Genomic DNA, 24505 nt, shown 5'->3' with positions numbered 1-24505 from the left:
GATGCAGGACACGCCGGAAACAGGGCTGTCGTCGCCACCGCCACTGCGGCCGTTGCGTACGGCCCTGGCCGGCTTCTGCGCCGACACCGCGCTGGCGCTGGTCATCATCGTCGTGCTGATGCTGGGCGCCGGTGTTCTGTGGGGCGTCGCGCGCACCATCCAGCTGGCCGCCGCGGGTGCCGGGCAGGCCGAAATCACGGCCGCGCTCGAAAGGCCCGACGCGGTCGCGCAGATCCTGATCGCGCTGTTCTCGATGGGCAGCGCCGCCTTGCTGCTGTACTTCTGGCGGCGTCCCGCCAGTGCGCAGGAACGCCGCTATTCGCGTTGGGCGGTACGCCGGACAGGCACGTGGATCGCGGTGGTCGGCGTGGCGGTGCTGACATTCCTGTCCAGCAGCCTGGCGAGCTGGCTGGGCGAACGCATGGGAGTGCCGCCGAACCCCAGCAATCTGGCGCCGATCCAGGACCTCTCCCACCACCATCCCTATTTCATGATGGCGTTCGCGGTGCTGCTGGCGCCGTTGTACGAGGAGTTGCTGTTCCGGCGCGTGCTGTTCGGCGGCATGTGGCAGGCGGGGTATCCGGTGCTGGGCATGATCCTCAGCGGCTGCGCGTTCGCGCTCGCGCACGAGGCGCCGGGACTCAACGGCAACGGTGCCGCGGCCACGACCTTGCTGCTGTTCGTTTATGCCGGCATGGGCGTGGCCTTCGCCTGGCTGTATCGGCGCACCGGCACGCTTTGGGCACCGATCGCCGCCCATGCGCTGAACAACGCCCTGGCCCTGGGGGCGATGCAGTTGGCTGGTAGCTGACCGCCGCGCCCGGTTGACGGAATGTTAAGACGGCCTTGCCGACACTAAACGTGGTTCCGCACTGGAGTGCACCGTCATGAAACCCTGGTTGCTCGCCGCCGCCATCGCGGCCCTGCTGGTGGCCTGTGCCACCACCACCTCGCCCACCGGCCGCACCCAGGTGGTGGGTGGCATATCGCAGCAGCAGCTGGATCAGCTGGGCGCCCAGGCCTTCGCCGAGACCAAGGCCAAGGAGCCCGCCAACCGCGACGCGAAGCAGAACGCCTATGTCACCTGCGTGGTCAACGCGCTGGTGCGCCAGTTGCCGCCCGCGCAACGTTCGGTCGCGTGGGAAACCGCGGTATTCGTCGACAAGGAACCCAATGCCTTCGCCCTGCCGGGTGGCAAGGTCGGGGTGAACACCGGCATCTTCACGGTCGCCAGGAACCAGGATCAGCTCGCCGCGGTGCTGGGTCATGAAATCGGCCATGTCATCAGTCGCCACCACGAGGAACGCATCACCCGCCAGATGGGCACCCAGACGGGCCTGAGCATCCTCGGTGCGCTGGCTGGCGCCAAGTACGGCCAGACCGGCATGGATGCGGTCAGCCAGTTCGGCAGCCTGGGGGCGCAGGGCCTGATCCTGCTGCCCAATTCACGCACCCAGGAAAGCGAGGCGGACGTGGTCGGCCAGCGCTTGATGGCCCAGGCCGGGTTCGACCCGCGCCAGGCGGTCAATCTGTGGGAAAACATGATGGCCGCGGGTGGCGGCCGGCCGCCGCAATGGCTCTCCACCCACCCGGATCCGACCAACCGCATCCGCGAACTCCAGCGTGATGCCCCGGCGCTGGTCCCCACCTACGAAGCCGCCCGCAAGGCCGGAAACATCCCCCGCTGCGGCTGAGAACGCCAGGGTATTGCTGCCCTGCAGCAACAAAAACCTTACCTGTTTCACCGAAGTTTCTGATAGCTTTTCCCGCCCCGGAAGGATCCGACTGCCCCCGATAGACTTCTGCCGTCCGCTTTGAGGTGACCCCCATGCTGCATCGCAAGTCCAGACACGCCCTGCTTTCCTTCGCCATCATCGGCCTGCTGGGCGCAGGGGTTGCCGCCGATGCCACTGCCCAGATGAACCGTGACGATGCCGGTACGCTGCGCCGGCAGAAGAAGGAAAAGGTCGAGATCAGATATCCCGAAGCGACCCGCCAGGAGCCGAAGGAAAAGGCGTCGGCCAAGATGCAGAACCAGCTCAACAAGCTGTTCAAGGCCTACGACAAGGAAAACAACGAAGACGAGGTCATGGCGCTCGTCAACGAGATCATCGCCAGCGACAAGGCCAATGCCTACGACAAGTCGGTCGCCGCGCAGATCGGCGCGCAGGCCGCCTACGGCAAGGATGATTCCAAGCTGGCCAAGGACTACGCGAACAAGGTCCTGGAGTTCAACGGCCTGGACAACAACAACCACTACCAGACGATGTTCTTCCTGGCCCAGCTGCAGATGCAGGACGACCAGTTCAACGAAGCGCTGGCGACGATGGACAAGTTCTTCGCCGAGACCAAGTCGCAGAAGCCCGAGGAACTGATCGTCAAGGGCAACATCCTGTATCGGGCCGAGCGCTACGCCGATGCGATCCCGTTCCTGAAGCAGGCCGTGGAAGGCTCGCCGGAACCGAAGAACGATTGGATGCAGCTGCTGATGGCCAGCTACGCCGAAGCCGGCCAGAACGATGCCGCCGTCAAGCTCGCCGAACAGCTCGCGGCCAAGAGCCCGACCGACAAGAAGGCGCAGATGAACCTGGCCTCGGTCTACCTGCAGGCCGACAAGACCGATCAGGCCGCCGGCGTGCTGGAGAAGCTGCGCACCTCCGGCCAGCTCACCGATGATCGCGAGTACCGTCAGCTGTACAGCATGTACGCGAACATGGACGGCCGCGAAAAAGACGTCATCTCGGTCATCAACGAAGGCCTGCAGAAGGGCATCCTGAAGGACGACTACCAGGCCCAGCTGGCGCTGGCCCAGTCCTACTACTACTCCGAGCAGATCCCGCAGGCCATCGAGGCCTGGAAGAAGGCCGCGCCGCAGTCGCCCAATGGCGAAACCTACCTGAACCTGGCGCGCGTGCTGTGGCAGGAAAACCGGATCCCGGAGGCCAAGCAGGCCGCCAAGTCCGCATTGGACAAGGGCCTCAAGAAGCCCGAGGACGCCAAGAAAATCCTGGCCCTGCCCTAACGGGAAACCAATAAACCGACGGCCAGAAACATCGAAAAAACGATGGTTTTGGCACCACGGAATGGTATAAGCTGAGAGTTCCCCCTGCCAAAAGTCAGGTGGGGGGAAACCAATACGACGCGGACGTTGCGGCGTCCCGCACCAACCTTGAGTTCATTGGCGCATGGCTGAACAACTGGTCATCAATAGGTATCGGGAAGAGGAAGAGGACAAGAGCCTCAACTGGCCCCGGATCATCGGCATTGCCTTCGTGATCGCGTTGCACGCGGCCGCGCTGCTGCTGCTCCTCATTCCGGCGGTGGCTCCGCCGGCGGAAAAGGAAGAAACGCAACGTACCTCCGTGGTGATCGTTGACGCACCGCCTCCCCCGCCGCCGCCGCCGCCGCCGCCGCCGAAGCAGGACACGCCTCCGCCGCCGGTCAAGAACCTGGCGCCGCCGAAGCAGACTCCGCTGCCTCCGCCGCCGGAAGCGCCGCCGGTCGAAGTGGCCGAGCCCCGTCCGACCGACGTCTACCAGCCGCCGGCTCCCCCGGCGCCGCCGGCCCCGGTCGCCGACATCGGCGCCAGCGTGGACATCTCGTCCAAGAACATGAACCCGCCGCGCTACCCGCCGTCGGCCGCCCGCGCCGGCATCGAAGGCACGGTCATCCTGATCATCGACGTGGACGCCAGTGGCAACGTCACCAACGTTTCCGTCGAGAAGTCCAGCCGCAACCGCGACCTGGACCGCGCCGCGATGGAAGCCGCCCGCAAGTGGCGCTTCAATCCGTCCGTCGTCAACGGCCAGAAGGCCGCCGGCCGCGTCCGCGTCCCGGTCGACTTCAAGATGGGCGGCTGATCGGCCGCCCCTCGCGAGTTACTCCATCCGTTTCGTCACCCGCAACACCCTCAATCAACACTCTTAAATAAAGGTAAGCGTCATGCTGCAGGAAACCATCATCGCCGCCGCAGCCGGGGGCAACAACGCCGCGAGTGCCCTCACCAACATGGGCTTCGAGCACCTGATCACCGAAATGGTGCAAAAGCCCGGCGAGTACGCCGTCTCCTGGGCAGTGCTGCTCATCCTGGTCGCGATGTCGGCCATGTCCTGGTACTGGACCGTCATCAACTCGCTCAAGAGCGTGCGCCTGAAGGGCCAGGCCGACCGCGTCGTCAGCACCTTCTGGGAAACCCCGAACGCGCAGGACGCCATCCGCCTGATGGAAGAGCAGCCGAAGAACGAGCCGTTCTCCAAGATCGCCCTGGACGCCGCCCAGGCCGCCGCCCACCACCAGCGCGCCGAAGGTTCCAGCGCCGGTCTGGGTGAAGCCCTGAGCCGTTCCGAGTTCGTCGACCGCGCCCTGCGCCAGGCCGTCACCCGCGAGAGCGCCAAGCTCCAGAGCGGCATGACCCTGCTGGCCACCGTCGGCGCGACCGCCCCGTTCGTGGGTCTGCTGGGTACGGTGTGGGGCATCTACGGCGCCCTGATCCGCATCGGCGCCACCGGCCAGGCTTCGATCGACGCCGTTGCCGGCCCGGTGGGTGAAGCGCTGATCATGACCGCCATCGGTCTGTTCGTCGCCATCCCGGCCGTGTTCGCCTACAACTTCTTCAGCAAGACGAACAGCTCGACCATCTCCAAGTTCGATACGTTCGCCCACGATCTGCACGACTTCTTCGCCACCGGCTCGCGCGTCCGCTAAGCCCCAGGCAACAGCAGTCCCACGCACATCGACTAGCATTGACGGAGCCCGAAAATGGCTTTCAGTAGTGGTAATAGCAGTGGCCCGATGGCCGAGATCAACGTCACGCCCCTCGTGGACGTGATGTTGGTGCTGCTGATCATCTTCATCATCACCGCGCCGCTGATGTCGCATAAGGTGAAGATCGAACTGCCCGAGGCCACCCTCGTGCAGAAGGACGAACCCGAGGCTCCGAAGGTTCCGCCCATCACCATCTCGGTGAAGGAAGATGGTTCGCTGTATTGGAACGACGAGAAGATCGGCAAGGAAATCCTGGAGTCGCGTCTGTCCACGGCAGCGCAGCTGCAGCCGCAGCCCAAGCTCAATCTGCGTGGTGATCGCACCACCAAGATGCGCACGATCACCGAGGTGACGAAGATCGCGCAGGGCCAGGGCATGCTGGATATCGGCTACGTCGCTACCAAAGAGAAGGGTCAGTAAGCCATGGCATTCAGTAGTGGTGGAAGCAAGGGCCCCATGGCCGACATCAACGTCACGCCCCTCGTGGACGTGATGCTGGTGCTCCTGATCATCTTCATCGTGACCGCGCCGATCATGACTTACCCGATCGACGTGGCCCTGCCGCAGCGCGTGATCAACCCGCCGCCGCAGTTGAAGGAACCGCCGCCGCCGATCGATCTGCGTATCGATGCGGGTGGCTCGGTTTACTGGAACAACTCGCCTGTCAACGTGCGCGATCTGCAGCAGCGCATGGAGCAGGAGATCCAGCGTGATCCGACCAACCAGCCGGAACTGCGCATCGACGCGGATCCCGAAGCCCAGTACGACGTGATGGCGAAAGTACTGGCCGCGGCCAAGAACGCTCAGATGCAAAAAATCGGTTTCGTGCAGTAATACGCATAGACGCAAACCTGTTGAACGCCGCCTTCGGGCGGCGTTTTTTTGGCCGTTCTCCGCCGAAGCTAGTCGTTGTAGGAGCGACGTCAGTCGCGACCGGAATCCGGCATCTGCTCACGGCGTTCTTTCGCCCGCATGGGGTTGGCTCCACAACCAACCAAGCTTCCCGGTCGCGACTGACGTCGCTCCTACGGCGCTTTTCCACCCTCTTGCCAGGAGGCACCAGGCAGGCGTAGCGTGGAGTCGACCCGACGCGAAAGGAGTACGCCATGGCTTTCTCCGCAACCGCACGTCCCTCCGCCCTGGCGGAGATGAATGTCACCCCGTTGGTCGATGTCATGCTGGTCCTGCTGATCATCTTCATGGTGACGGCTCCGCTGCTCTCGCGGCCACTGGACCTGTCCCTGCCACAGGGCAGGGATACGCCCTCGCCCGACAAACCCAGCATCCTCAGTCTGGATGTCGCCGCCGACGGCACCTTGCGGCTGGACGATCGTCCGCTCCCGGCGCGGGATCTGCGCGGGCGCCTGGATGATGCGCTGCGCAGCGACCCGAAGACGGTGCTGACCCTGAGCGCCTCCCCCGACGCGGACTACCAGCAGGTGGTCACCGCCCTGGCCGAGGTCCGCGCCAGCGGAATCGAGCAGGTGTCCTGGCGCGGGGAGCGCTGATTCGCGGTCGAATCGCGTGAAACGGCCAGGCGAACTTCAGTGGTTCGCCTGCGCCGCGCGCACCGATTCGAGGATGGCCAGGTAGTTCTGCACCGTGCGGTGCAGGCCCGCGTACAGCGCCTCGCCGATCAGGGCGTGGCCGATGGAGACTTCGAGGACGCCGGGTACGGCTTCCAGGAATTCCTGCAGGTTGGCCTGGCTCAGATCGTGGCCGGCATTGACGCCCATGCCAAGCGAACGGGCCTGGCGGGCAGTCTGCATGCAACGCGCCAGTTCCGCGTCCGCGTCGCCGGCCGCCATCGCCTCGGCGAACGGTCCGGTATAGATCTCGATGCGGTCGGCGCCGATGGCGGCCGCCTTTTCCAGGGAAGGACAGCCGGCGTCGACGAACACGCTCACGCGGCAGCCGTAGGATTTCAGCGCGGCGACGAGCGGCCGCAGGCGTTCGCCGTCACGATCGAAATCGAAACCGTGGTCGGACGTGATCTGGCCGTCGCTGTCGGGAACCAGGGTCGCCTGGGCCGGACGCGCCTGTTCGCACAGGGCCAGGAATCCCGGATAACCCTCGCGCGGCGGCGCGAACGGGTTGCCTTCCAGGTTGAGTTCCACCTGGCTTTCGCGGGTCAGCTCAGCCAGTCCGTGGACATCATCGGCGCGGATGTGGCGCTGGTCAGGCCGCGGATGCACGGTGATGCCATGCGCGCCGGCATACAGGCAGGCACGCGCGGCGCGCACGACATCCGGCTCGCTGCCGCCGCGCGAATTGCGCAGCACCGCGATCTTGTTGACGTTGACGCTCAGTACGGTCATGCCGGCTTCCCTGCGGAACAAAGTTCGGCACTCACAGCGGTGGCGGTCCCGGTGGCGGCACCGTGCCCTGCTTGCGCGCTTCGGCCAGTTCGCGCAGGCGGCGCAGTTCGGCGGGATCGATCATCTGCGATTCGTCGCGCTGGCTGTCGCCCATCCGTGCGGCGTACCAGCCGACGATCCAGGCGATGAACAGGCCCAGCGACGCGATCAGGCCGACCACCATCAATGCGGTGGACGTGGTGCGCATGGACAGCACCAGCGCGCCGGCGGCGAACAATAGATAGAGCCAGTGCATGACCGTCCCTCCCCTGGATGGCGGGAGTTTACAACGCCCGGCGGTGGCGTGAAGCGTTGCGGATCACAACAGTGGCGAGGTCAGTCTCGCCAGCGCCTCCGGCAGGCGGTGCCGCCACAACGACTGCCGCCGCTGCGGGCTGACCGGCGCCGAGGATGCGAATTCACCCTCCAGCAACTGCGCGAGCTGGCCGGCCAGGCCGCGGTCGCGGAACAGCATCGAGATCTCGAAATTCAGCCGGAAACTGCGGTGATCGAAGTTGGCGCTGCCGATCAGGGCCAGGTTGTCGTCGCACAGCAGCGCCTTGCTGTGCATCATGCGTGGCCCGTATTCGTACACCTTCACCCCGGCCGCCAGCAGTTCATCGAAATAGGAACGCGCGGCGTAGGTGACCAGCCGTGAGTCGCTCATCCGGGGCACCAGCAGGCGCACGTCCAGCCCGCCCAGCGCCGCCGAGGTCAGCGCCATCCGCGCCGCCTCGCCGGGCACGAAATACGGCGTCACCAGCCAGACCCGCGACTTCGCCTCATGGATGGCGGCCACGTGGGTGCGATGGATCGGCTCCCACGACGAATCCGGACCGGACACCAGGGTCTGTGCCGCGATGCCGCCCTCGATGCCGTTGTCGGTCGCATGCCACAGGCGCGTGCCCTGGAAATCCTTGCGCTTCTGGCCGGTGGCGTATACCCAATCCTCGACGAACACCTGCTGCACGCTGCGCACCACGTCGCCTTCCATCCGCAGGTGCAGATCCCGGTAGGCATCGGGCCGCAGCGATTCGTCTTCCTCGTCGGTGATGTTGATGCCGCCGGTGAAAGCGATGCGGCCGTCCACCACCACGATCTTGCGGTGGGTGCGCAGGTTGACCCAGGGACGGGTGAATGGCCGGAACCGGGTCGGGTGGAACCAGGCGCTCTCGCCGCCGGCCTCGTGCAGCGGCTGGAGGAAGCGCCGGCCCACCCGCGAGGAGCCGACCGCATCCAGCAGCAGCCGTACCTTCACTCCTTCCCGTGCCTTGGCGATCAAGGCTTCCAGCAGGCGCTGGCCGCAACGATCCGGGTTGTAGATGTAGTACTCCAGATGGATGTGGTTGGTGGCCTGCCGGACCGCATCGAGGATGGCTTCGTAGGTCGCCGAGCCGTCCACCAGCAGCTGCACCGAGGTGGCCGTTGACGGCGGCAGGCCGGTGGTGGTCTGGGCCAGCATCGCCAGCTCGGTGCAGCCCTCGTCGACCGGGCAGAACGTTTCGTAGGTATCCAGTCCGGTGCGTGACTGGTGCCGGCGCAGTTGCTGGCGCTTGATCTTCTGCGGACCCAGCAGGAAGTAGATCAGATAGCCGATGTAGGGCAGCAGCGACAGCGACAGCACCCAGCTGAGGGTGGCGACCGGCTCGCGCTTCTGCAGCACGATCCAGCCGCACAGCGGGATCAGGTAGAGCAGCCAGGCCGCGGTGATCCAGCGATTCAGGTGCGGGATGGACAGGAAGGCATCCCACCAGGTGTGCAGGGTTTCCAGCATGGCGGGATTCTATGCGGTGTTGCCTCTGAGGTGTCGCCGCCGCTGAGACGCCGGCGGCGTAATCTGCAAGGATGGGCGAGATGATCAAAGGCCGCGGCTCCACCGGGTACCTGCCCGGGCGGTTCGCCGTGACCACGGCGCGGGCCGAGGACGACGGCTGGCACGAGCGTGACCGCGAGGACGAGATCGTGTCCTCGCCGGCAACCCGGGTGACCGAGGAACGCGCGCGCAGCATCATCAGCCGCAACCAGTCGCCGGACATCCCGTTCCAGCAATCGCTGAATCCCTATCGCGGTTGCGAGCACGGCTGCTCGTACTGCTTCGCCCGGCCGAGCCACGCCTACCTGGACCTTTCGCCGGGACTGGATTTCGAAACCCGGATATTCGCCAAGACCAACGCGCCCGAAGTACTGCGCAAGGAGTTGGCGAAGCCGGGCTACCGGTGCAGCCCGATCGCCCTGGGCATCAATACCGATGCCTACCAGCCGACCGAGCGGAAGCTGGGCCTGACCCGGCGCATCATCGAGGTGCTGGCCGAAACCCGGCATCCATTCTCGCTGATCACCAAGAACGCGCTGGTCGAGCGCGATCTGGATCTGCTGGCGCCGATGGCGCGGGATCACCTGGTGCAGGTGTACTTTTCGATCACCACCCTGGACAACCATCTGTCGGCACGGCTGGAACCACGGGCGTCCGCGCCGCACTCGCGCCTGCGCGCGATGCGCCGGTTGAGCGAGGCCGGCGTTCCGGTCGGGGCGATGTTCGCGCCGGTGATTCCCTGGGTGAACGACAGCGAGCTGGAGGTGGTGCTCGAAGCGGCACGCGATGCCGGCGCCGATTCGGCCGGCTACGTGCTGCTGCGCCTGCCGCACGAGGTGTCGCCGTTGTTCCGCGACTGGTTGCAGACCCACCTGCCGCAGCGTGCCGAACACGTGATGAGCACCATCCAGCAACTGCGCGGCGGCAAGGACTACGACGCCCGTTTCGGCAAGCGATTCAGCGGCGACGGGGTCTATGCGGAGCTGCTCGCGCGCCGCTTCGACCTGGCCTATCGGCGGCTGGGCTTCGACCGGCGCAAGCACCAGGGCCTGGAGGTACGCAAATTCGTGCCGCCGCGACCGCCCTCGCCGCAAGGGGAATTGTTCTGATTTGCCAAGGCATTTGTGGGGGCGACGTGAGTCGCGACCGTATCAATCCCGTCTCCGGACAGTATCGCGAGTGACGTCGCTCCCACAGGTCAGGTGCGGGGATCAGCGCGCTTCGAGGTGATACCGCACCGCCGCTTCCACTTCGTTGCGCGAGCCCAGGAACACCGGCACGCGCTGGTGCAGGTGGTCGGGTTGCAGATCCAGGATGGATTCGCGCCCGGTGCTGGCCGCGCCGCCGGCCTGCTCGACCAGCATGCCCATCGGATTGGCCTCGTACATCAGCCGCAGCTTGCCCGGCTTGCCGGGATCCTTGTGGTCCCAGGGATAGATGAAGATGCCGCCGCGGGTCAGGATGCGATGCACGTCGGCGACCATGCTGGCGATCCAGCGCATGTTGAAGTCCTTGCCGCGCGGGCCTTCCTTGCCGGCCAGCAGATCGCCCACGTAAGCCTGCATCGCCGGCTCCCAATGGCGTTGATTGGAAACGTTGATGGCGAACTCGCGGGTGTCCTCCGGGATGCGCATGTCGCGCTGGGTCAGCACGAACGCGCCCTGCTCGCGGTCCAGGGTGAAGGCGTGGGTACCGTGGCCGGTGGTCAGCACCAGCATCGTGCTGGGCCCGTAGATGCAGTAGCCGGCGGCGACCTGCCGGCGGCCCGGCTGGAGGAAATGCTCGTCGCCCGGCCGGCTGACGCCCTCGGGACTGCGCAGGACCGAGAAGATGGTGCCGACCGAGACGTTGACGTCGATGTTGGAGCTGCCATCCAGCGGATCGAACAGCAGCAGGAAGCCGCCACGCGGATAGGCGTCCGGAATCGGCTGGCTGTGCTCCATTTCCTCGGAGGCGCAGGCCGCCAGATGGCCGCCCCAGGCGTTGGCCTCCAGCAGGATGTCGTTGCTCAGCACGTCCAGCTTCTTCTGCGCCTCGCCCTGGACGTTGCCGGTGCCGGCGTCGCCCAGCACCCCGCCCAGCGCACCCTTGCTGACCGCGATGGAGATGCTGGTGCAGGCCCGCGCGACCACCGCGATCAGCTGGCGCAGTTCGGCATCGATGCGGCCGGCGCGCTGCTCCTCGATCAGGTAGCGGCTGAGGGAGACGGTATGGGCGGTGGGCGTGGGCATGGCAGGATGGTGGACGGAAGAACCGCGCATTGTCCGGACATTGCGGACCAATGCAAGACCAATTTCATGGATCCCGAGAGCACGCCTTGATTCCGACATCCCCGGCGGTATGGCTTTCCCTGTCTTCGGCGCTGGGGCTGGGCCTGTTGATCGGCCTGGTCCGCGAGCGCGCCGGGGGCGAGGCACGCGCCATCGCCGGCCTGCGTACCCATGCCCTGACCGCGCTGGGCGCGGCGGTCGCCGCCCAGCTCGGCCTGCCGGTACTGCTGGTGATGCTGGCCGGCGTGGTCGTCCTGGCCGCCCTGGCTTATCTGGGCACGCGTGATCACGATGCCGGCCTGACCAGCGAGGTCGCCCTGCTCCTGACCGCCCTGCTGGGCGCGCTGGCGATGCGGTCGCCGCCGCTGGCGACAGGCCTGGCCGTGGTCGCGGCGCTGCTGCTGTACGCCAAGGAGCCGCTGCATCGATTGACCCGCCAGGTGCTGAGCGAACGCGAGGTGTTCGACGGCCTGCTGCTGCTGGCCTCGGCGCTGGTGATCCTGCCCATCCTGCCGGACCAGGCGATCGGCCCGTTCCAGGCCATCAACCCGGCGACCCTGTGGAAGCTGGTGGTGCTGGTGATGGCGGTGAGCGCGCTCGGCCACGTCGCGCTGCGCCTGATCGGCAACCGCTGGGGTCTGGCCGCGGCAGGGTTCTTCGCTGGCTATGTGTCTTCCACCGCGGCGGTGATCGGGTTCGGCCAGCGGGCGCGGGAAACCCCCGCGCTGCTGTCCTCGACGGTGGCCGCGGCGCTGCTGTCCAATCTGGCGTCGTTGAGTCTGTGCGTGCCGATCCTGTGGGCGGTGTCGCCGCCGCTGGTCATCGACCTGTGGCCGGAACTGGCCGCGATCGGCGCGGTGTTGCTGGCCGGTGGCCTGCTGGGTTTGCGCGCGGGACGCGATGATCCCGCCGCGCCGCCGACCGCGGAAAGCCGCATGTTCCGGTTCGGGCAAGCGTTGGGATTCGCGCTGGTGGTGGCGGTGCTGACCTTCGTGTCGGCCGCGTTGGCGGCGTGGATCGGACCGCGTGGCGCGATGGCCGCGGCGGTGATCTCGGCCACCGCCGAACTGCATGCGGCGGTGGCGACGCTGGCCAACCAGTTCGCACGTGGTGGCCTGAGTGATGACGAGGCGCGCTGGCTGATGCTGGCGTTGCTGGGCGCGAGCCTGGCGACCAAATCGGTGATCGCCTGGATCAGTGGCGGCGCCGCCTACGGCATGCGCGTCGCGGCCGGATTGCTGGCCGCGCTGGCGGCGGGGTTGGCGGTGCTGGTGTTGACCTGAGCGGGAGAAATCCCGCTCTTGTAGGAGCGACGTGAGTCGCGACCTTTCGTGTGTGGGTGGATGACGGTCGCGACTCACGTCGCTCCTACAGGGGGAGTCCGATCAGATGATCCGCAGCGTGATTGCCTTGAGCACGGCGCGGGTGCGGTCGCGGGTGCCGAGCTTGTCGAGGATGTTGGAGACGTAGTTCTTCACCGTGCCTTCGGCGAGGAACAGCGTGCGCGCGATTTCCTTGTTGGAGTAGCCACCGGCGAGCAGGCGCAGGATCGCCACCTCGCGCTCGCTGAAACGATCGCTGGACGGACTTTCGTCGTGGAACCGGTAGCGCGCGCGCACCGGATCGGTGGCGACCGGCTGCAGCAGCGTATCGCCGGCGGCGACCCGGCGGATGGCGGCGCGCAGGTCTTCCGGCGCCGCATCCTTGAGCAGGAATCCCTGCGCGCCAGCTTCGGCCGCGCGCAGCAGCAGGTCGCCGTCGTCGAAGGTGGTCAGCAGCAGCATCGGTGTCCGGTCGCCACGCGCACGCAGTCGCAGCAGCGCGTCGATGCCGTCCACGCCGGGCATGCGGATGTCGCTGAGGATCACGTCCACCGGGCTGTCGGCGAGCCGCTCCAGCAATTCCGCGCCGCCTTCGGCTTCGAACGCCACCCGGATCCCGTCCGGGCCGTCCAGCAACGCGCGCAGGCCGGCGCGGACCAGGGCCTGATCGTCGGCCAGCGCGACCCGCACGATCGCGGATCCGGACATATCGCTCATGAGGGAAACTCCACGGTCAGTTCCAGGTTGCCGGCCACGCCGCGGCCGATGCGCAGATCGCCGCCGACCGCGACGACCCGTTCGCGGATGCCGGCCAGGCCATTGCCTTCGCGCAGCAGGGCCGGTGCCTGGCCATCATCGGCGATCCGCAGCCACAGCCGCGAACCCTCGCGCCGCAGTTCGACCCACAGCGTCGCCGCGCCGGCATGGCGGGCCGCGTTGGTCATGGCTTCCTGCACGATGCGCAGGACGGTCTCGGCCAGCTGCGGATCCCGGACCACCGCGTCCTCGCCGATGTTCAGCTGCATCCGCAGCTGCGGCAGCGGCGCGGCCAATGCGCGCAGCGCGGTTTCCAGATCCAGCCCGCGTGAATCGCGCAGCGCCTGGACCACGTTGCGGATGTCTTCCAGCAATTCGCTGGCCAGTTGTTCGCTCAGGCGCACCTGTGGACGTCCGGCCAGCGCGGGATCGGAAGCCAGCGCGCGCAGGTTGAGCTTCATCGCGGTCAATTTGTGCCCGGCGACATCGTGCAGTTCGCGCGCCACCCGCAGTCGCTCGGCGTCGCGCGCGCTGTCGGCCAGCAGGGCGCGGGTGGCGAGCAGATCGGCGTTGACCAGCGCCAGGCGATCGCGGGCGTTCTCGGCGCTGCGCGCGTAGTGGCCGATCAGCGCGGCGAAGGCCTGGAAGCCGCCATAAATGGCGACCATGAACCAGGCCGCATCGTGCCCGGCGCGGACCATCAGCAGGCCGAACACCAGGTTCGCCGCCAGCATCACCGCCAGCGCATGCAGCGGGCGCCAGGTCATCGCCAGTTGCGCGGCCACCACAACCAGCAGGACCGGCGCGGTGCCGGTGCGTGGCGCCAGTTCGATCATGAGCAAGGCGAGCAGCAACTGCAGCCACAACAGCGCGTCGCGCAGGCGCCGGCCGACGCCGGGCTGATCCAGCAGCAGGAACGCGGCCAGGAACGCCAGCAGCGCGCCCAGGCGCGGGCCGTCGAGACCGCCGGTCTCGCCGCGCATCGCCAGCATCACCGCCGCCCAGGTCAGGACGCCGGACAGGTTGAGGGGTTGCAGCAGCAGCTTCAGGCGTTCGCGCATGCGGACATGCTGCCTGCCGCCGCTGGCGGACGCCACGGGGATCGCGCAAGTCGTGACTTCCGGCAGGTCGATGGCTGCTGACACCACGCTGTCAGCAGCCCCGCATCAGGATGGACCCCTGCCATTTTCAGGAGGAAATACGCATGAGCCCCCGGAGTCTGACCGCGCGCGCCCAGGACCTGCTGCCGCGCGCCTTTCAGGCCTACGTTGCCGGCCTGGGACGTAGCCTGGTGAGCAGCGACCAGCTGGTCTATCCGGCGTCGCCGGGCCACTCGTTGCCAGCGGAAGGCCGGCACGACTTCGATTTCCTGCACGGCCGCTGGCGAGTGCGCAACGTGCGGCTGAAGGAGCGGCTGGCCGGATACGAGGAATGGGAACACTTCGAGGCGCGCCAACAGTGCGGTCCGGTGCTGGGTGGCATCGGCAACATGGACGAGTTCGTCACCGACTGGTCGGGCGGCTATCGCGGCATGACCCTGCGCCTGTATGACCCGCTCCAGCGGCAGTGGAGCCTGTACTGGGCCAACAACCGCGAGGGCCAGCTCGAACCGCCGGTGATCGGCCGCTTCGACGATGGCGTCGGCACCTTCCACGGCCGGGACCGCCACAAGGGCCGCGAGGTGTGGGTGCGGTTCCGTTGGCACGAGATCCAGCCGGACAGTGCGCACTGGGAACAGGCGTTCTCGCCGGATCGCGGTGGCCACTGGGAAACCAACTGGCACATGTACCTGAGCCGGGAGGCCGCATGAGCCCGTCGGCTTCCACCCGGGCCGTCGAGTTCCGCAGCTATCGCCTGCGCCCGGGCACGCGCGAGGACTTCCACCGGCTGATCAGCACCACGGTCACGCCGATGCTGCGTGGCTGGCCCATGGACGTGGTCCGGCATGGGCCATCGCCGCATGACCGCACGTCGTACCTGCTGATCCGCGCTTACGCGGATCTGGATGCGCGCCAGCGCGAGCAGGATGCCTTCTATGGCAGCGAGCAATGGCGTGAGGGACCACGCCAGGCCGTGCTCGATCTGATCGAGGAATACCTGTCGGTGGTGATCGAGATGGACACCGCCGTTGTCGATGCCCTGCGCCAGGAGTGAAGCGATGCTGGATACCCTCTCCCCCACGACGGTCCGCGCCTCCCGTCCTCCGGTTTCCCCGCCGATCGTGGCCGCGGTTCCCGGCGTGATCGAACTGCGCCAGTACACCCTGCACCCGGGCCGGCGCGACGAACTGATCACCCTGTTCGAGCGCGAGTTCATCGAAACCCAGGAAGCCGTCGGCATGCACCTGCTGGGCCAGTTCCGCGATCTGGATGATCCGGATCGCTTCGTCTGGTTGCGCGGCTTCGCCGACATGGCGACGCGACGGGAGGCACTCACGCGGTTCTACCAGGGACCGGTATGGCACGCGAATCGCGACGCCGCCAACGCGACGATGATCGATTCGGACAACGTGCTGCTGCTGCAGCCCGCGCATCCGGGCCCCGGGTTGCGTGTGTCGACGCCGCCGCCGCCGATGGGCGCGGCCGTGCCGGAGCAGGCCCGCATCGTCATCTGCCTGCACCACTTCGATGCGCCGGTGAGCCAGGAGTGGCGGGATCATTTCGAACAGATACAACGGCCGTGGCTGGAGGACATGCAGGCGCGCGTGCTTGGCACGCTGGTGAGCAGCACCGCGCCGAACGACTACGCCGCCCTGCCGGTGCGCGAGGGCGAGCACGTGTTCGCCTGCCTCCTGCAGTTTGCCGACGAGGCCACCCACGAACGTTGCGACCGCCAGCTCCAGGCGGCCTGGCGGATCGGCGCGCAGCCGCATCGGACCGAGTTGCTGCGGCTGGCGCCCACCGCGCGTTCGCGGATGGGACGCGCGTCGCATCCCGATGGGGAGGCGTGAGATGCGCGCGTCCCTTTGCGTCCCCCGGCGTCGGCAAGGGATGATGCCGGCATGCGCCGCGCCGACCGCTTGTTCCTGATCATCCATGCCCTGCGTGGACGCCGCACCGCCCTGCCCGCCCGTACCCTCGCCGAGACCCTGGCGGTCTCGCTGCGAACGGTTTATCGCGATGTCGCCGACCTGCAATTGTCCGGCGTGCCGATCGAAGGCGAGGCCGGCATCGGTTATCTGCTGCGCAAGGGCGCGGACATTCCTCCGCTGATGTTCAACGCCGACGAGCTCGAAGCCCTGGTGGTCGGCACGCGCTTCGTCCGTGCCTTCGGCGGCAAGCGCCTGTCCGTCGGCGCACGTTCGGCACTGCTGAAAATCCAGGCGGTGCTGCCGCCGGATCTGCAGGCGCGTGCGCAGCGCACCCGCATCTACGCGCCGGAACTGAAGGATCGCTTCGAATCCACCGGCCTGCTGGATCGCCTGCACGAGGCCATCGAACAACGCCGCGTGCTGCGGTTTCGCTACGCCGATCATTCCGGCGAGGAAACCGGGCGCGACGTCGAGCCGCTGTGCCTGGCGTTCTGGGGCGGCAGCTGGACACTCGGCGCGTGGTGCCGTTTCCGTGGCGACTTCCGCAATTTCCGGCCCGACCGCATCCTCCAGCTGGATGAGACCGGGGAAATATTCACCGACGATCCCGAGCGCGGACTGGAAGCCTATTTCCGTCGGGTCGGACCGCCGCCTTCGGATGCCTGAGAGGCCACTGCCGCGTCGGGATGACGAACGCTACGGTGCCCGCCGCCACTCCAGCCCCAACAGGAATCCACGGTCCGGCCCGGGCTCGTAGTAACGGCCGTTGCCTTCGTTGACGATCACCGAGCCGGCGTAACGCTGATCGAGCGCATTGTCCACGCGCAGGAACGCGCGCAGCGTATCGTCGCCGAACCGCCAGCGGCGCGCGGCTTCCAGGTGCAGCAATGCGTAGCCCGGGGCCTGTTCGCTGCCGATATCGTTCACGCTCACCCGATCCTGGGCGACGGCTTCGGCGGCCGCGCTCCAGGTCTCCGAACGCCATTCAAGCCGGCCGAAGAACTGCTGGCGCGCGGTACCGGGAATCGTCGCACCCGCCTTCACCGGCGTGTCCGGAACGGCGCAACCGCTGCGCGCGCAGGTCAGGAAGCCGTCGCGGAACTCGGCATCCAGCCAGGTCCAGGCGGCCTGCCACTGCCAGTGTTCGCCGAAGGACGCGCGCACGCTCGCCTCCGCGCCTTGCCGTCGCGCACGCCCCACGTTGCGGTAGGTGCTGCGCCCGCCCAGGTTGCTGGCCACCGACAACTCGTCGTCGGTGTCGGCGCGGAACAGCGCGAACGCCAGATCGCCCGCGGACCAGCGCCATTTGCTGCCCAGTTCCCAGTGACGGCTGATCGCCGGGCGCAGATCCAGCGCCAGGCCGGCACCGCCGTCGGCGCGATAGCCGAGTTCGTTGAAGGTCGGGGTCTCGAAACCACGCCCGCTCGACAGGTAGAGGCGCCAGTCGGCGCCGGCATCGAACATCACGCCCGCGACCGGCGTGGTCTCGGCATAGCGCACGCGACCGCTGTCATCGGGGTTGGTGGCGGTGACGTAATGGTCGCGCGAGGCGAACCGCACCGCGCTGTGGCGCGCACCGGCGAGCAGCGACCAGCGATCGGCGAAACGCCACCACGCCTGCGCATACTGGTCCACGTTCTCCACCCGGTTGCGTTCGTCGCGACGCGGCCGGCCCCGCACGCCCCACTGCGCACCGATGAAATTCTCGTATCCGCGCCGATGCTGGCGCTGGCGGTCCGCGTTCACGCCGACGGTGGCCTCGAACGGCCGCGCGGCCAGTTCGCCCTGCCACGACCAGCGCGCGTCGATGCCGGCCTGGTCATTGCCCAGATCGATGACGCCGCCGCTGTTGAGCGGATTGCCCTGCGCGCCGACGGGAAGCGGCAGGAACTGCTCGACATCGCGGCTGCCGGCATAAGCCGTCGCGCGCAGGCGATGGCCGGCGGCCAGCGGCTGATCCAGCACCAGTCCGAGCTGGTCCTGGCGCACCGACTTGCGGGTATTGAACTGGTGCGCGGCGGCGACCGCCTGCGCCGGATCCGTGCGCCACTGCGCCCGGGTCAGGCCGAGCGGGTCCTGCGCGCGTGGTGAATCGAAATGATTGAACACCAGATCCAGCGTGCCCTCGCCCGCCAGATCGAAACCCAACTTGCCGTTGAACGACTCGCGCCGCGCCGCGCTGTGATCCCGGTAGCCGTCGGTATCGAACACGCTGGCCGCCAGGTTGTAGTGCACCCCGCCCTGCGCGCCGGACCATTGCGCGCCCAGCGTGCGGGTCGCATCGCTGCCCACCGAGCCCCGCACCCGCCGTTCGCCCGGCGCCTCGCCGCGTGCGCTGGACAACTGCACCACGCCGCCGGAGGAATTGCCGTACAGCGCCGAGAACGGACCGCGCAGCACTTCCACGCGTTCCGCGCCCATCAGGTTGAAATGCGACAGCTGGCCCTGCCCGTCCGGCAGCGTGGCCGGAATGCCGTCGGCATACAGCCGCACCCCGCGTACCCCGAAAGTCGCGCGCGCGCCGAAGCCGCGGATCGACAACTGGGTGTCCTGCGCGTAGTTCTGCCGATCACGCGCGAGCAGGCCGGGCACGCCACCCAGTCGCTCGGACAGGTTCACTCCGGCGGTGGCGGCATCCTCGCGCAGATCGACGAGATCCAGCGAAGCCGGCGTGTCGAAGGCGGAGACACCGTCCAGGCGCGCGGCCTGCACGGTGATGCGGTCCAGGGTGCGCGCGTCGTCCTGCGCGGCCGCCGGCAAGGCGATGAGAAGGGCCAGCGCCAGCGTGGCGCGCGATAGATGCGTCATGCGTGCATTCTAGAGTCCCGCCGTACCCTGTAGGAGCGGCGTCAGTCGCGACCGGAATGTCCGGGCAACCGGTGCCCCCTCGATGGCCATGAAGCCAACCGGGCGTTGGAGACAGATGGTGGACCTGGCGATGCGGTCGCGACTGGCGTCGCTCCCACAAGGGATCGAAAGCCCAGCGAACCGGAAGTCCGGGTCAGACGTCGCCGTCGGCCAGCCAGCCTTCGCCGCTGCCACGGGTGAATACCCGGTCGCCTTCGCGCACGTCGCCGGCCGGGATGGCGTCCTGATCGGCCAGGCGCGCGTAGATCGGGGTGAAGTCCGGCGCGGTGGCGTTCATCAGCTGCTCGAAGCTGTCGATGACGAAGTAGGTCTTCTGGTAGGTATCGATGCGGTAGCGGGTGCGCATCAGCCGCTCCAGGTCGAAGCCGATCCGGTTGGGCGCCGGCGATTCCAGCGAGTACAGCGATTCGCCTTTCGAGGAGACGATGCCGGCGCCGTAGATGCGCAGGCCATCGGGCGTGTTGATCAGGCCGAATTCCACGGTGTACCAGTACAGCCGGGTCAGGTGGACCAGGGCTTCCGGACCAATGCCGTGCGCCTTCACCCCACCCCTGCCGTACGCCTCCATGTAGTCGGCGAACACCGGATTCATCAGCAGCGGCACATGGCCGAACAGATCGTGGAACAGATCCGGTTCGGCGATGTAGTCGATCTGGTCGGGGCGGCGGATCCACCAGGTGACCGGGAAACGCCGGTTGGCCAGGTGATCGAAGAAATCCAGCTCCGGCAGCAGGCCCTCGACGCCGATCAGGGTCCAGCCGGTGGCTGCCTTCAGCACGCGGTTGAGCTCGTCAAAGCGCGGGATGCGGTCCGGGGTCATGCCCATCGCATCCTGTGCCTGCAGGAACTCGTCGCAGGCCCGGCCGACCAGCAACTGGCGCTGGCGTTCGTACAGCTTGCCCCAGGTGTCGTGGTCGGCGGCCGGATAGTCGGCCGGCTGCTCCACCACGGCGGTCGTGTAGACCGGCACATAGCCCTTGTCGGTCTGCTGGTGCTCGACGCGGCGGGGTTCGTTCATGGCGGGGCTCCTGGCAGGGCAAATCCTGCGATCGAAATGCTAGCGCCGGGACCGCGCAATGGGCTTGCAAAGTTGCGCGTACAGGGGTCTTGGGCGCAATCTTGTTGCGTAAAACAATGTTGCGAGGCAACAAATGGCCGATTCCCTGGTTCTGGACCGGACCGACCTGCGCCTGCTGGCCCTGCTGCAACAACAGGGCCGGGCCCCCAATTCCGATATCGCCACCCAGGTGAACCTGTCGGCTTCGGCCTGCCTGCGCCGGATCCAGCGGCTGGAAGCGGCCGGGGTCATCACCGGCTACGCCGCGCGGGTGGAACCGCAGAGCGTCGGCCTGGGCCTGCAGGCCTTCGTGCGCGTGCAGCTGGAGAAGCATGGCCAGAGCGGCATCGCCCTGTTCGCCGACAACGTGCAGCATTGGGATGAAGTGGTCACCTGCCATGCCCTGACCGGCGACATGGACTACCTGCTGCACGTCGTGGTGCAGGATCTGGAACACTTCTCGCGCTTCCTGCTGGACAAGCTGCTCGACGCCAGCGGCGTGGCAGACGTGAATTCCAGTTTCGTGCTGCGCACCGTGAAAGCCTTCGGCGGCTGGCCGCTGCCGAAGGGATGACAACGACTATCGGAGATCGAATGGAGACACTGCGCATCCGCCCCGCCACGGTCGATGACCTCGAATCCATGTGGACGATTTTCCGCGCGGTGATCGCGCCGGGCGATGCGTTGCCGTTCGACGAGGATTTCGAGCGCGACACCTTCCGCGAGCACTGGTTCGGCACCCATGCCGCCTCGGTGGCGGAGCAGGGCGACGAGGTGATCGGCATGTACAAGCTGGGCGCCAACCACGCCGGGCGCGGCGCGCACATCGCCAGCGCCACCTATGCGGTCGCGCCCGCCATGCAGGGCAGGGGCGTGGGCAGGCGACTGGTCGAGCACAGCCTGGCCCGCGCACGCGCCGCCGGGTTCCGCGGCATCCAGTTCAACTACGTGGTCAGCACCAACGCGGCGGCGGTGGAACTCTATCGCCGGCTCGGTTTCGACATCGTCGGGACGCTGCCCGGCGCATTCCGCCACCAGCGGTTGGGGTGGGTGGATGCGTACGTGATGTTCCGGGCGCTGGAACGGCCGGAATCCGATGTGGAGGGATGACAGGGGAGCGGGACCACGCCGGCACGTCGATCGCATTCCGTGAGACCGCTTGCGCGATGATGGCGGCATGAGTCGACCCTGCCGGTGTGATCATGACGCGCGCCGTGGGCGATCCCCTTTCCCGTTCCGGTGCAGCCGTGCGCCCGGAAGAATGATGCGGACACCATGAGCGAAATCCAGTTCTCCCCGGAAGAAAAAGCGCTGATCGTCAACCGGATCCAGCTGTATTTCAGCGAGGAGCTGAAACAGGCCATCGGCCGGTTCGACGCCGAATTCCTGCTCGATTTCTTCTCCCAGGAGGTTGGCGCCTATTACTACAATCGCGGCCTGTACGACGCACAGGCCGCGCTGGCGGCGAAGCTGGACGACGTCCAGGACGCCATCTACCAGCTGGAGCGTCCGACCGACTTCAAGCGCTGACGCCGCACGCGCGGCAAGGGATACCGGCATGGGCATGCCGCTTCGCAACCTGGTCGCCATGGCGCACGTCGCCGACGTGACCCGCTCCATCGCGTTCTATGCACGCCTGGGCTTCGAGCTACGCAATACCCACGTGCCCGAACATGGCGACACGCCGGTCTGGGCCTGGCTGGAGGGCGGGGCAGGGCATTTGATGCTGGCGCGGGCCAGCGATCCGGTCGATCCCGGCCAACAGGCGGTGCTGTTCTATCTGTACTTCGACGACATCGCGGCGGTGCATGCCCGATTGCGGGCGGAGGGGCTGCCGGTCGGTCCGATGACCCATCCGTTCTACTGCCCGCTCGGCGAGTTCAGGTTGACCGACCCCGACGGCTATTGCCTGATGTTGACCCACACATGAGTGCCGGCGGCGCCCCTCACATGCCGCGTACTACACTGGCGCCCCGTCGGCGGGGCACGCCGGAAACAGGACGCGGCATGATTCGTGAAGTCGGTGGTGTTTCCATCCTGCCCAGCCACCGCGCGCGCTGCCATTGCGGCGCGGTGGTGCTGGAGCTGGACCTGCCCGATGGCATCGTCAGGCCGCGCCGCTGCGACTGCTCGCTGTGCCGGCGCAAGGGCGCCATCGTCGCTTCGGTGCCGCTGTCCGGCCTGCGGGTGGTGCAGGGCGGGGACGTGTTGACCCTGTACCAGTTCAACACGAAGGTCGCGCGGCACTACTTCTGTTCGCGCTGTGGCATCTACACGCACCACCAGCGCCGCTCCGACCCCAACGAATACGGCTACAACGTCGGCTGCCTGGATGGGGTCAATCCGTTCGCGCTGGGCGAAGTCCCGGTCGAGGACGGCGTGAACCACCCGTCCGATCGGAAGCCGGCGGAGACCTGAAATGAAACGCCGCGACCTGCTGGCCGGGACCGGCGCGGCACTGCTGCTGGCGTCCGCGCGATTGCCGGCCGATATCCCTGGAGAACCCTCGATGTACGGACTGATTGGCAGGATGAAAGCCGTGAGCGGCCAGCGCGATGCGCTGATCGCCCTGATGCTGGAAGAGATCGGCGCCATGCCCGGCTGCCTGAGCTACATCGTCGCCCGCGACCCGGCCGACGCCGACGGCATCTGGATCACGGAGGTCTGGGACAGCGCCGCCAGCCACAAGGCATCGCTGTCGCTGCCGGCGGTGCAGCAGGTGATCGCGCGGGCGAAGCCCTTGATCGCAGGGTTCGGCGAGCACTTCGAGACCGCGCCCGTTGGCGGCCATGGCCTGGCGCGGGCATCGGCATGAAACCGCAGCCACTGATCGCGGTGCGCGACGTCGCGGCCAGCCGGCGCTGGTACCAGGCCACGCTCGGACTGGACAGCGGTCACGGCGGCGACGAGTACGAACAGCTCATGGCCGGCGGCGAAATGGTCCTGCAACTGCACCGCTGGGAAGCGCATGCGCACCCGCATCTGGGCCAGCCTGACATCGCGCCCGGCAATGGGGTGCTGCTGTGGTTCCTGGCCGGCGATTTCGACGCCGCGCTCCGGCGCGTGCAGGAGGCGAGGGCGACGGTGCTGGAAGGGCCCAAGATCAATCCGAACGCGCAGCATCGCGAGATCTGGCTGCGTGATCCGGATGGCTACGTCGTGGTCGTGGCCGGCCCCTACGGCGACCTCGGCGCATGAGCCGGATTCTCTACAGTGGTACCCGCAACGCCTCCAGCTGGGCGTTCCGTGCCTGGCTGGCGCTGCGCGAACAGGACATCGCGTTCGAGGAACGCATCGTCGACATCCGCAAGCCACAGCGGTTCGAGAATCTCGCCCGTATCGCGGTGTTCTCGCCGCCCGCCGCCGTGCCGGTGCTGGTGGACGGCGACACGGTCATCCACGACTCGCTCGCGATCATGGAGTACGCGAGCGAACTGGGCGCCTCGCCGCTGCTGCCCGGCGACATCCGCGAGCGTGCACGGGCACGCGCGCTGCTCGCGTGGGTGCATTCGGGACTGTCCGGATTATGTGGCCGGCTCTCGTTCGAGAGCGCCTTCTATCCGCAACGGCGGCGCATGACCGCGCAGGAACAGGCCGAGGCCGGGCGCATCCTGGCGGCCTGCCAGCAGGCGCTGTCGCACAGTGGCGGGCCCTATCTGTGCGGTGCGCTGTCGCTGGCGGACTTGGCGTTCGTGCCGGTGCTGTGGCGCCTGTTCGCCCACGATGTCGACGCCAGCGCCTGGCCGCACGTTGTCGACTGGACTGAACGCCTGTTGTCCCGGCCCACCGTGCGCGAATGGCTGCGTGAGGCCGAAGCGCTGCCGCCGGTGTACCTGGACGACTACGAAGCGTAGGCGCGCGTCCTACGCTTCCAGCCAGCGCAGGCCGACGATGCCGAGCAGGATCAACGCCATGCAGCCCAGCCGCGCTGGCGACGGGCTGTCGCCATAGGCGAAGATGCCGAGCGCGGCGACGCCGATCGCGCCAATCCCGGTCCACACCGCGTAGGCGGTACCGGTGGGCAGATCGCGGATCGCGTGGGTCAGCAGGAAAATGCTGACCAGCGCCGCGACGATGCCGATGACGCCGGGCAGGGGACGCGTCCATCCCTGCGCGGATTTGAGCGCGCCGGCCATGACGATTTCCATCAGGCCGGCAAGGATCAGCAGCCACCACGCCATCGCGGACTCCGGTTCACTTGAAGGGCGCCCAGCCTGACCACACACTGGTCACCGTACAAGTACGCACTTCGAGGTGCCTGTGGACA

Annotated in this window: 31 protein-coding genes; 22 read left to right on the top strand and 9 right to left on the bottom strand. The window is 67.4% G+C overall.

The window, feature by feature from the left end; all coding sequences use genetic code 11:
• The first annotated feature begins 1 nt into the window (after window position 1).
• The 8 genes from FG323_RS12135 to FG323_RS12100 all read left to right on the top strand — a co-directional run bounded on the left by FG323_RS12135 (window position 2) and on the right by FG323_RS12100 (window position 6272).
• Complete coding sequence (locus FG323_RS12135) at window positions 2-811, top strand: CPBP family intramembrane glutamic endopeptidase (RefSeq protein ID WP_141454939.1); 810 nt, start codon at window positions 2-4, stop codon at window positions 809-811.
• 76 nt (window positions 812-887) lie between these two features.
• Entirely contained in the window at window positions 888-1694 is an 807-nt protein-coding gene (locus tag FG323_RS12130) for a M48 family metallopeptidase (RefSeq protein ID WP_141454938.1), read from the top strand.
• A 224-nt stretch (window positions 1695-1918) separates the two neighbouring features.
• Window positions 1919-3022: a tetratricopeptide repeat protein gene (locus FG323_RS12125; protein ID WP_255470167.1), complete on the top strand. Its 1104-nt coding sequence runs from the start codon at window positions 1919-1921 to the stop codon at window positions 3020-3022.
• Between the two features lie 163 nt (window positions 3023-3185).
• The gene (locus FG323_RS12120) at window positions 3186-3860 is read left to right on the top strand and encodes an energy transducer TonB (protein WP_141454936.1); all 675 of its coding nucleotides are present in this window, start codon (window positions 3186-3188) and stop codon (window positions 3858-3860) included.
• A gap of 82 nt (window positions 3861-3942) precedes the next feature.
• Window positions 3943-4704 (top strand): TonB-system energizer ExbB, encoded by a 762-nt coding sequence (exbB, locus tag FG323_RS12115; protein WP_141454935.1) that lies wholly within the window; start codon window positions 3943-3945, stop codon window positions 4702-4704.
• Window positions 4705-4758: 54 nt separating this feature from the next.
• On the top strand, window positions 4759-5184 hold the full coding sequence (locus tag FG323_RS12110; protein WP_141454934.1) for a biopolymer transporter ExbD: 426 nt from the start codon (window positions 4759-4761) through the stop codon (window positions 5182-5184).
• A gap of 3 nt (window positions 5185-5187) precedes the next feature.
• The gene (locus FG323_RS12105) at window positions 5188-5598 is read left to right on the top strand and encodes a biopolymer transporter ExbD (protein ID WP_141454933.1); all 411 of its coding nucleotides are present in this window, start codon (window positions 5188-5190) and stop codon (window positions 5596-5598) included.
• Window positions 5599-5870: 272 nt separating this feature from the next.
• Entirely contained in the window at window positions 5871-6272 is a 402-nt protein-coding gene (locus FG323_RS12100) for a biopolymer transporter ExbD (RefSeq protein WP_141454932.1), read from the top strand.
• A gap of 36 nt (window positions 6273-6308) precedes the next feature.
• On the opposite strand, the gene FG323_RS12095 is transcribed toward FG323_RS12100, so the two are convergent.
• From FG323_RS12095 to cls, 3 genes are all read right to left on the bottom strand, one after another.
• The gene (locus FG323_RS12095) at window positions 6309-7082 is read right to left on the bottom strand and encodes a pyridoxine 5'-phosphate synthase (protein ID WP_141454931.1); all 774 of its coding nucleotides are present in this window, start codon (window positions 7080-7082) and stop codon (window positions 6309-6311) included.
• Between the two features lie 31 nt (window positions 7083-7113).
• On the bottom strand, window positions 7114-7377 hold the full coding sequence (locus FG323_RS12090) for a hypothetical protein (RefSeq protein ID WP_141454930.1): 264 nt from the start codon (window positions 7375-7377) through the stop codon (window positions 7114-7116).
• A 63-nt stretch (window positions 7378-7440) separates the two neighbouring features.
• Window positions 7441-8895: a cardiolipin synthase gene (cls, locus tag FG323_RS12085; RefSeq protein ID WP_141454929.1), complete on the bottom strand. Its 1455-nt coding sequence runs from the start codon at window positions 8893-8895 to the stop codon at window positions 7441-7443.
• 71 nt (window positions 8896-8966) lie between these two features.
• On the opposite strand from cls, the gene FG323_RS12080 reads away from it, so the two are divergent.
• The gene (locus tag FG323_RS12080) at window positions 8967-10043 is read left to right on the top strand and encodes a PA0069 family radical SAM protein (protein ID WP_141454928.1); all 1077 of its coding nucleotides are present in this window, start codon (window positions 8967-8969) and stop codon (window positions 10041-10043) included.
• Window positions 10044-10145: 102 nt separating this feature from the next.
• Here FG323_RS12080 and FG323_RS12075 read toward each other — a convergent pair whose 3' ends face one another.
• The gene (locus FG323_RS12075; protein WP_141454927.1) at window positions 10146-11165 is read right to left on the bottom strand and encodes a class 1 fructose-bisphosphatase; all 1020 of its coding nucleotides are present in this window, start codon (window positions 11163-11165) and stop codon (window positions 10146-10148) included.
• 86 nt (window positions 11166-11251) lie between these two features.
• On the opposite strand from FG323_RS12075, the gene FG323_RS12070 reads away from it, so the two are divergent.
• A complete protein-coding gene (locus FG323_RS12070) occupies window positions 11252-12487 on the top strand; it encodes a DUF4010 domain-containing protein (protein WP_181444201.1) in 1236 nt (411 codons plus the stop codon).
• Between the two features lie 102 nt (window positions 12488-12589).
• Here the strand turns inward: FG323_RS12070 and FG323_RS12065 are convergent, their stop codons facing one another.
• Together FG323_RS12065 and FG323_RS12060 are read right to left on the bottom strand one after the other, a co-directional pair.
• On the bottom strand, window positions 12590-13234 hold the full coding sequence (locus tag FG323_RS12065; RefSeq protein ID WP_141454959.1) for a response regulator transcription factor: 645 nt from the start codon (window positions 13232-13234) through the stop codon (window positions 12590-12592).
• Between the two features lie 5 nt (window positions 13235-13239).
• Entirely contained in the window at window positions 13240-14343 is a 1104-nt protein-coding gene (locus FG323_RS12060) for a histidine kinase (protein ID WP_141454925.1), read from the bottom strand.
• 143 nt (window positions 14344-14486) lie between these two features.
• On the opposite strand from FG323_RS12060, the gene FG323_RS12055 reads away from it, so the two are divergent.
• The 4 genes from FG323_RS12055 to FG323_RS12040 are packed head-to-tail and all read left to right on the top strand — an operon-like array spanning window position 14487 to window position 16979.
• On the top strand, window positions 14487-15092 hold the full coding sequence (locus FG323_RS12055; RefSeq protein WP_220094159.1) for a hypothetical protein: 606 nt from the start codon (window positions 14487-14489) through the stop codon (window positions 15090-15092).
• The gene (locus FG323_RS12050; protein ID WP_141454924.1) at window positions 15089-15436 is read left to right on the top strand and encodes an NIPSNAP family protein; all 348 of its coding nucleotides are present in this window, start codon (window positions 15089-15091) and stop codon (window positions 15434-15436) included. The genes FG323_RS12055 and FG323_RS12050 overlap by 4 nt, the downstream gene beginning before the upstream one ends.
• Window positions 15437-15440: 4 nt before the next feature.
• The gene (locus FG323_RS12045; protein ID WP_141454923.1) at window positions 15441-16232 is read left to right on the top strand and encodes an NIPSNAP family protein; all 792 of its coding nucleotides are present in this window, start codon (window positions 15441-15443) and stop codon (window positions 16230-16232) included.
• A 51-nt stretch (window positions 16233-16283) separates the two neighbouring features.
• Entirely contained in the window at window positions 16284-16979 is a 696-nt protein-coding gene (locus FG323_RS12040) for a YafY family protein (protein WP_141454922.1), read from the top strand.
• A 30-nt stretch (window positions 16980-17009) separates the two neighbouring features.
• Here the strand turns inward: FG323_RS12040 and FG323_RS12035 are convergent, their stop codons facing one another.
• On the bottom strand, window positions 17010-19121 hold the full coding sequence (locus FG323_RS12035) for a TonB-dependent receptor (protein WP_141454921.1): 2112 nt from the start codon (window positions 19119-19121) through the stop codon (window positions 17010-17012).
• A 193-nt stretch (window positions 19122-19314) separates the two neighbouring features.
• A complete protein-coding gene (phhA, locus tag FG323_RS12030; protein WP_141454920.1) occupies window positions 19315-20199 on the bottom strand; it encodes a phenylalanine 4-monooxygenase in 885 nt (294 codons plus the stop codon).
• Between the two features lie 133 nt (window positions 20200-20332).
• Between phhA and FG323_RS12025 the strand changes: the two genes are divergently transcribed.
• The 8 genes from FG323_RS12025 (at window position 20333) to FG323_RS11990 (ending at window position 24092) form a co-directional block, all read left to right on the top strand.
• The gene (locus FG323_RS12025) at window positions 20333-20812 is read left to right on the top strand and encodes an Lrp/AsnC family transcriptional regulator (RefSeq protein ID WP_141454919.1); all 480 of its coding nucleotides are present in this window, start codon (window positions 20333-20335) and stop codon (window positions 20810-20812) included.
• Window positions 20813-20832: 20 nt separating this feature from the next.
• Window positions 20833-21348: an N-acetyltransferase gene (locus FG323_RS12020; RefSeq protein WP_249889176.1), complete on the top strand. Its 516-nt coding sequence runs from the start codon at window positions 20833-20835 to the stop codon at window positions 21346-21348.
• 165 nt (window positions 21349-21513) lie between these two features.
• On the top strand, window positions 21514-21768 hold the full coding sequence (locus FG323_RS12015) for a DUF2164 domain-containing protein (RefSeq protein WP_141454918.1): 255 nt from the start codon (window positions 21514-21516) through the stop codon (window positions 21766-21768).
• 28 nt (window positions 21769-21796) lie between these two features.
• Window positions 21797-22168, top strand: a complete 372-nt coding sequence (locus FG323_RS12010) for a VOC family protein (RefSeq protein ID WP_141454917.1) — start codon at window positions 21797-21799, stop codon at window positions 22166-22168.
• Between the two features lie 77 nt (window positions 22169-22245).
• Complete coding sequence (locus FG323_RS12005) at window positions 22246-22656, top strand: GFA family protein (protein ID WP_141454916.1); 411 nt, start codon at window positions 22246-22248, stop codon at window positions 22654-22656.
• A 1-nt stretch (window position 22657) separates the two neighbouring features.
• On the top strand, window positions 22658-23053 hold the full coding sequence (locus FG323_RS12000; RefSeq protein ID WP_255470164.1) for a putative quinol monooxygenase: 396 nt from the start codon (window positions 22658-22660) through the stop codon (window positions 23051-23053).
• Window positions 23050-23436 (top strand): VOC family protein, encoded by a 387-nt coding sequence (locus FG323_RS11995; RefSeq protein WP_141454915.1) that lies wholly within the window; start codon window positions 23050-23052, stop codon window positions 23434-23436. Before FG323_RS12000 ends, FG323_RS11995 begins: the two co-directional genes overlap by 4 nt.
• Window positions 23433-24092, top strand: coding sequence for a glutathione S-transferase family protein (locus FG323_RS11990; protein WP_141454914.1), 660 nt, complete (start codon window positions 23433-23435; stop codon window positions 24090-24092). Before FG323_RS11995 ends, FG323_RS11990 begins: the two co-directional genes overlap by 4 nt.
• 9 nt (window positions 24093-24101) lie before the next feature.
• Here FG323_RS11990 and FG323_RS11985 read toward each other — a convergent pair whose 3' ends face one another.
• A complete protein-coding gene (locus FG323_RS11985) occupies window positions 24102-24419 on the bottom strand; it encodes an SMR family transporter (RefSeq protein ID WP_141454913.1) in 318 nt (105 codons plus the stop codon).
• Window positions 24420-24505: the final 86 nt, after the last annotated feature.

Origin of the sequence: Pseudoxanthomonas sp. z9, assembly GCF_006542425.1 — a bacterium.
GTDB lineage: Bacteria > Pseudomonadota > Gammaproteobacteria > Xanthomonadales > Xanthomonadaceae > Pseudoxanthomonas_A.
The sequence above is the reverse complement of the archived record's forward strand: the minus strand, read 5'-3'. Positions and strand labels throughout refer to the sequence as shown.

Excerpts from the sequence above, each read along its gene's own strand:
- FG323_RS12135 (WP_141454939.1), top strand. The coding sequence starts at position 2 with ATGCAGGACACGCCGGAAACAGGGCTGTCGTCGCCACCGCCACTGCGG.
- FG323_RS12130 (WP_141454938.1), top strand. The coding sequence starts at position 888 with ATGAAACCCTGGTTGCTCGCCGCCGCCATCGCGGCCCTGCTGGTGGCC.
- FG323_RS12125 (WP_255470167.1), top strand. The coding sequence starts at position 1,919 with ATGAACCGTGACGATGCCGGTACGCTGCGCCGGCAGAAGAAGGAAAAG.
- FG323_RS12120 (WP_141454936.1), top strand. The coding sequence starts at position 3,186 with ATGGCTGAACAACTGGTCATCAATAGGTATCGGGAAGAGGAAGAGGAC.
- exbB (WP_141454935.1), top strand. The coding sequence starts at position 3,943 with ATGCTGCAGGAAACCATCATCGCCGCCGCAGCCGGGGGCAACAACGCC.
- FG323_RS12110 (WP_141454934.1), top strand. The coding sequence starts at position 4,759 with ATGGCTTTCAGTAGTGGTAATAGCAGTGGCCCGATGGCCGAGATCAAC.
- FG323_RS12105 (WP_141454933.1), top strand. The coding sequence starts at position 5,188 with ATGGCATTCAGTAGTGGTGGAAGCAAGGGCCCCATGGCCGACATCAAC.
- FG323_RS12100 (WP_141454932.1), top strand. The coding sequence starts at position 5,871 with ATGGCTTTCTCCGCAACCGCACGTCCCTCCGCCCTGGCGGAGATGAAT.
- FG323_RS12095 (WP_141454931.1), bottom strand. The coding sequence starts at position 7,082 with ATGACCGTACTGAGCGTCAACGTCAACAAGATCGCGGTGCTGCGCAAT.
- FG323_RS12090 (WP_141454930.1), bottom strand. The coding sequence starts at position 7,377 with ATGCACTGGCTCTATCTATTGTTCGCCGCCGGCGCGCTGGTGCTGTCC.
- cls (WP_141454929.1), bottom strand. The coding sequence starts at position 8,895 with ATGCTGGAAACCCTGCACACCTGGTGGGATGCCTTCCTGTCCATCCCG.
- FG323_RS12080 (WP_141454928.1), top strand. The coding sequence starts at position 8,967 with ATGGGCGAGATGATCAAAGGCCGCGGCTCCACCGGGTACCTGCCCGGG.
- FG323_RS12075 (WP_141454927.1), bottom strand. The coding sequence starts at position 11,165 with ATGCCCACGCCCACCGCCCATACCGTCTCCCTCAGCCGCTACCTGATC.
- FG323_RS12065 (WP_141454959.1), bottom strand. The coding sequence starts at position 13,234 with ATGTCCGGATCCGCGATCGTGCGGGTCGCGCTGGCCGACGATCAGGCC.
- FG323_RS12060 (WP_141454925.1), bottom strand. The coding sequence starts at position 14,343 with ATGCGCGAACGCCTGAAGCTGCTGCTGCAACCCCTCAACCTGTCCGGC.
- FG323_RS12055 (WP_220094159.1), top strand. The coding sequence starts at position 14,487 with ATGAGCCCCCGGAGTCTGACCGCGCGCGCCCAGGACCTGCTGCCGCGC.
- FG323_RS12050 (WP_141454924.1), top strand. The coding sequence starts at position 15,089 with ATGAGCCCGTCGGCTTCCACCCGGGCCGTCGAGTTCCGCAGCTATCGC.
- FG323_RS12045 (WP_141454923.1), top strand. The coding sequence starts at position 15,441 with ATGCTGGATACCCTCTCCCCCACGACGGTCCGCGCCTCCCGTCCTCCG.
- FG323_RS12040 (WP_141454922.1), top strand. The coding sequence starts at position 16,284 with ATGCGCCGCGCCGACCGCTTGTTCCTGATCATCCATGCCCTGCGTGGA.
- FG323_RS12035 (WP_141454921.1), bottom strand. The coding sequence starts at position 19,121 with ATGACGCATCTATCGCGCGCCACGCTGGCGCTGGCCCTTCTCATCGCC.
- phhA (WP_141454920.1), bottom strand. The coding sequence starts at position 20,199 with ATGAACGAACCCCGCCGCGTCGAGCACCAGCAGACCGACAAGGGCTAT.
- FG323_RS12025 (WP_141454919.1), top strand. The coding sequence starts at position 20,333 with ATGGCCGATTCCCTGGTTCTGGACCGGACCGACCTGCGCCTGCTGGCC.
- FG323_RS12020 (WP_249889176.1), top strand. The coding sequence starts at position 20,833 with ATGGAGACACTGCGCATCCGCCCCGCCACGGTCGATGACCTCGAATCC.
- FG323_RS12015 (WP_141454918.1), top strand. The coding sequence starts at position 21,514 with ATGAGCGAAATCCAGTTCTCCCCGGAAGAAAAAGCGCTGATCGTCAAC.
- FG323_RS12010 (WP_141454917.1), top strand. The coding sequence starts at position 21,797 with ATGGGCATGCCGCTTCGCAACCTGGTCGCCATGGCGCACGTCGCCGAC.
- FG323_RS12005 (WP_141454916.1), top strand. The coding sequence starts at position 22,246 with ATGATTCGTGAAGTCGGTGGTGTTTCCATCCTGCCCAGCCACCGCGCG.
- FG323_RS12000 (WP_255470164.1), top strand. The coding sequence starts at position 22,658 with ATGAAACGCCGCGACCTGCTGGCCGGGACCGGCGCGGCACTGCTGCTG.
- FG323_RS11995 (WP_141454915.1), top strand. The coding sequence starts at position 23,050 with ATGAAACCGCAGCCACTGATCGCGGTGCGCGACGTCGCGGCCAGCCGG.
- FG323_RS11990 (WP_141454914.1), top strand. The coding sequence starts at position 23,433 with ATGAGCCGGATTCTCTACAGTGGTACCCGCAACGCCTCCAGCTGGGCG.
- FG323_RS11985 (WP_141454913.1), bottom strand. The coding sequence starts at position 24,419 with ATGGCGTGGTGGCTGCTGATCCTTGCCGGCCTGATGGAAATCGTCATG.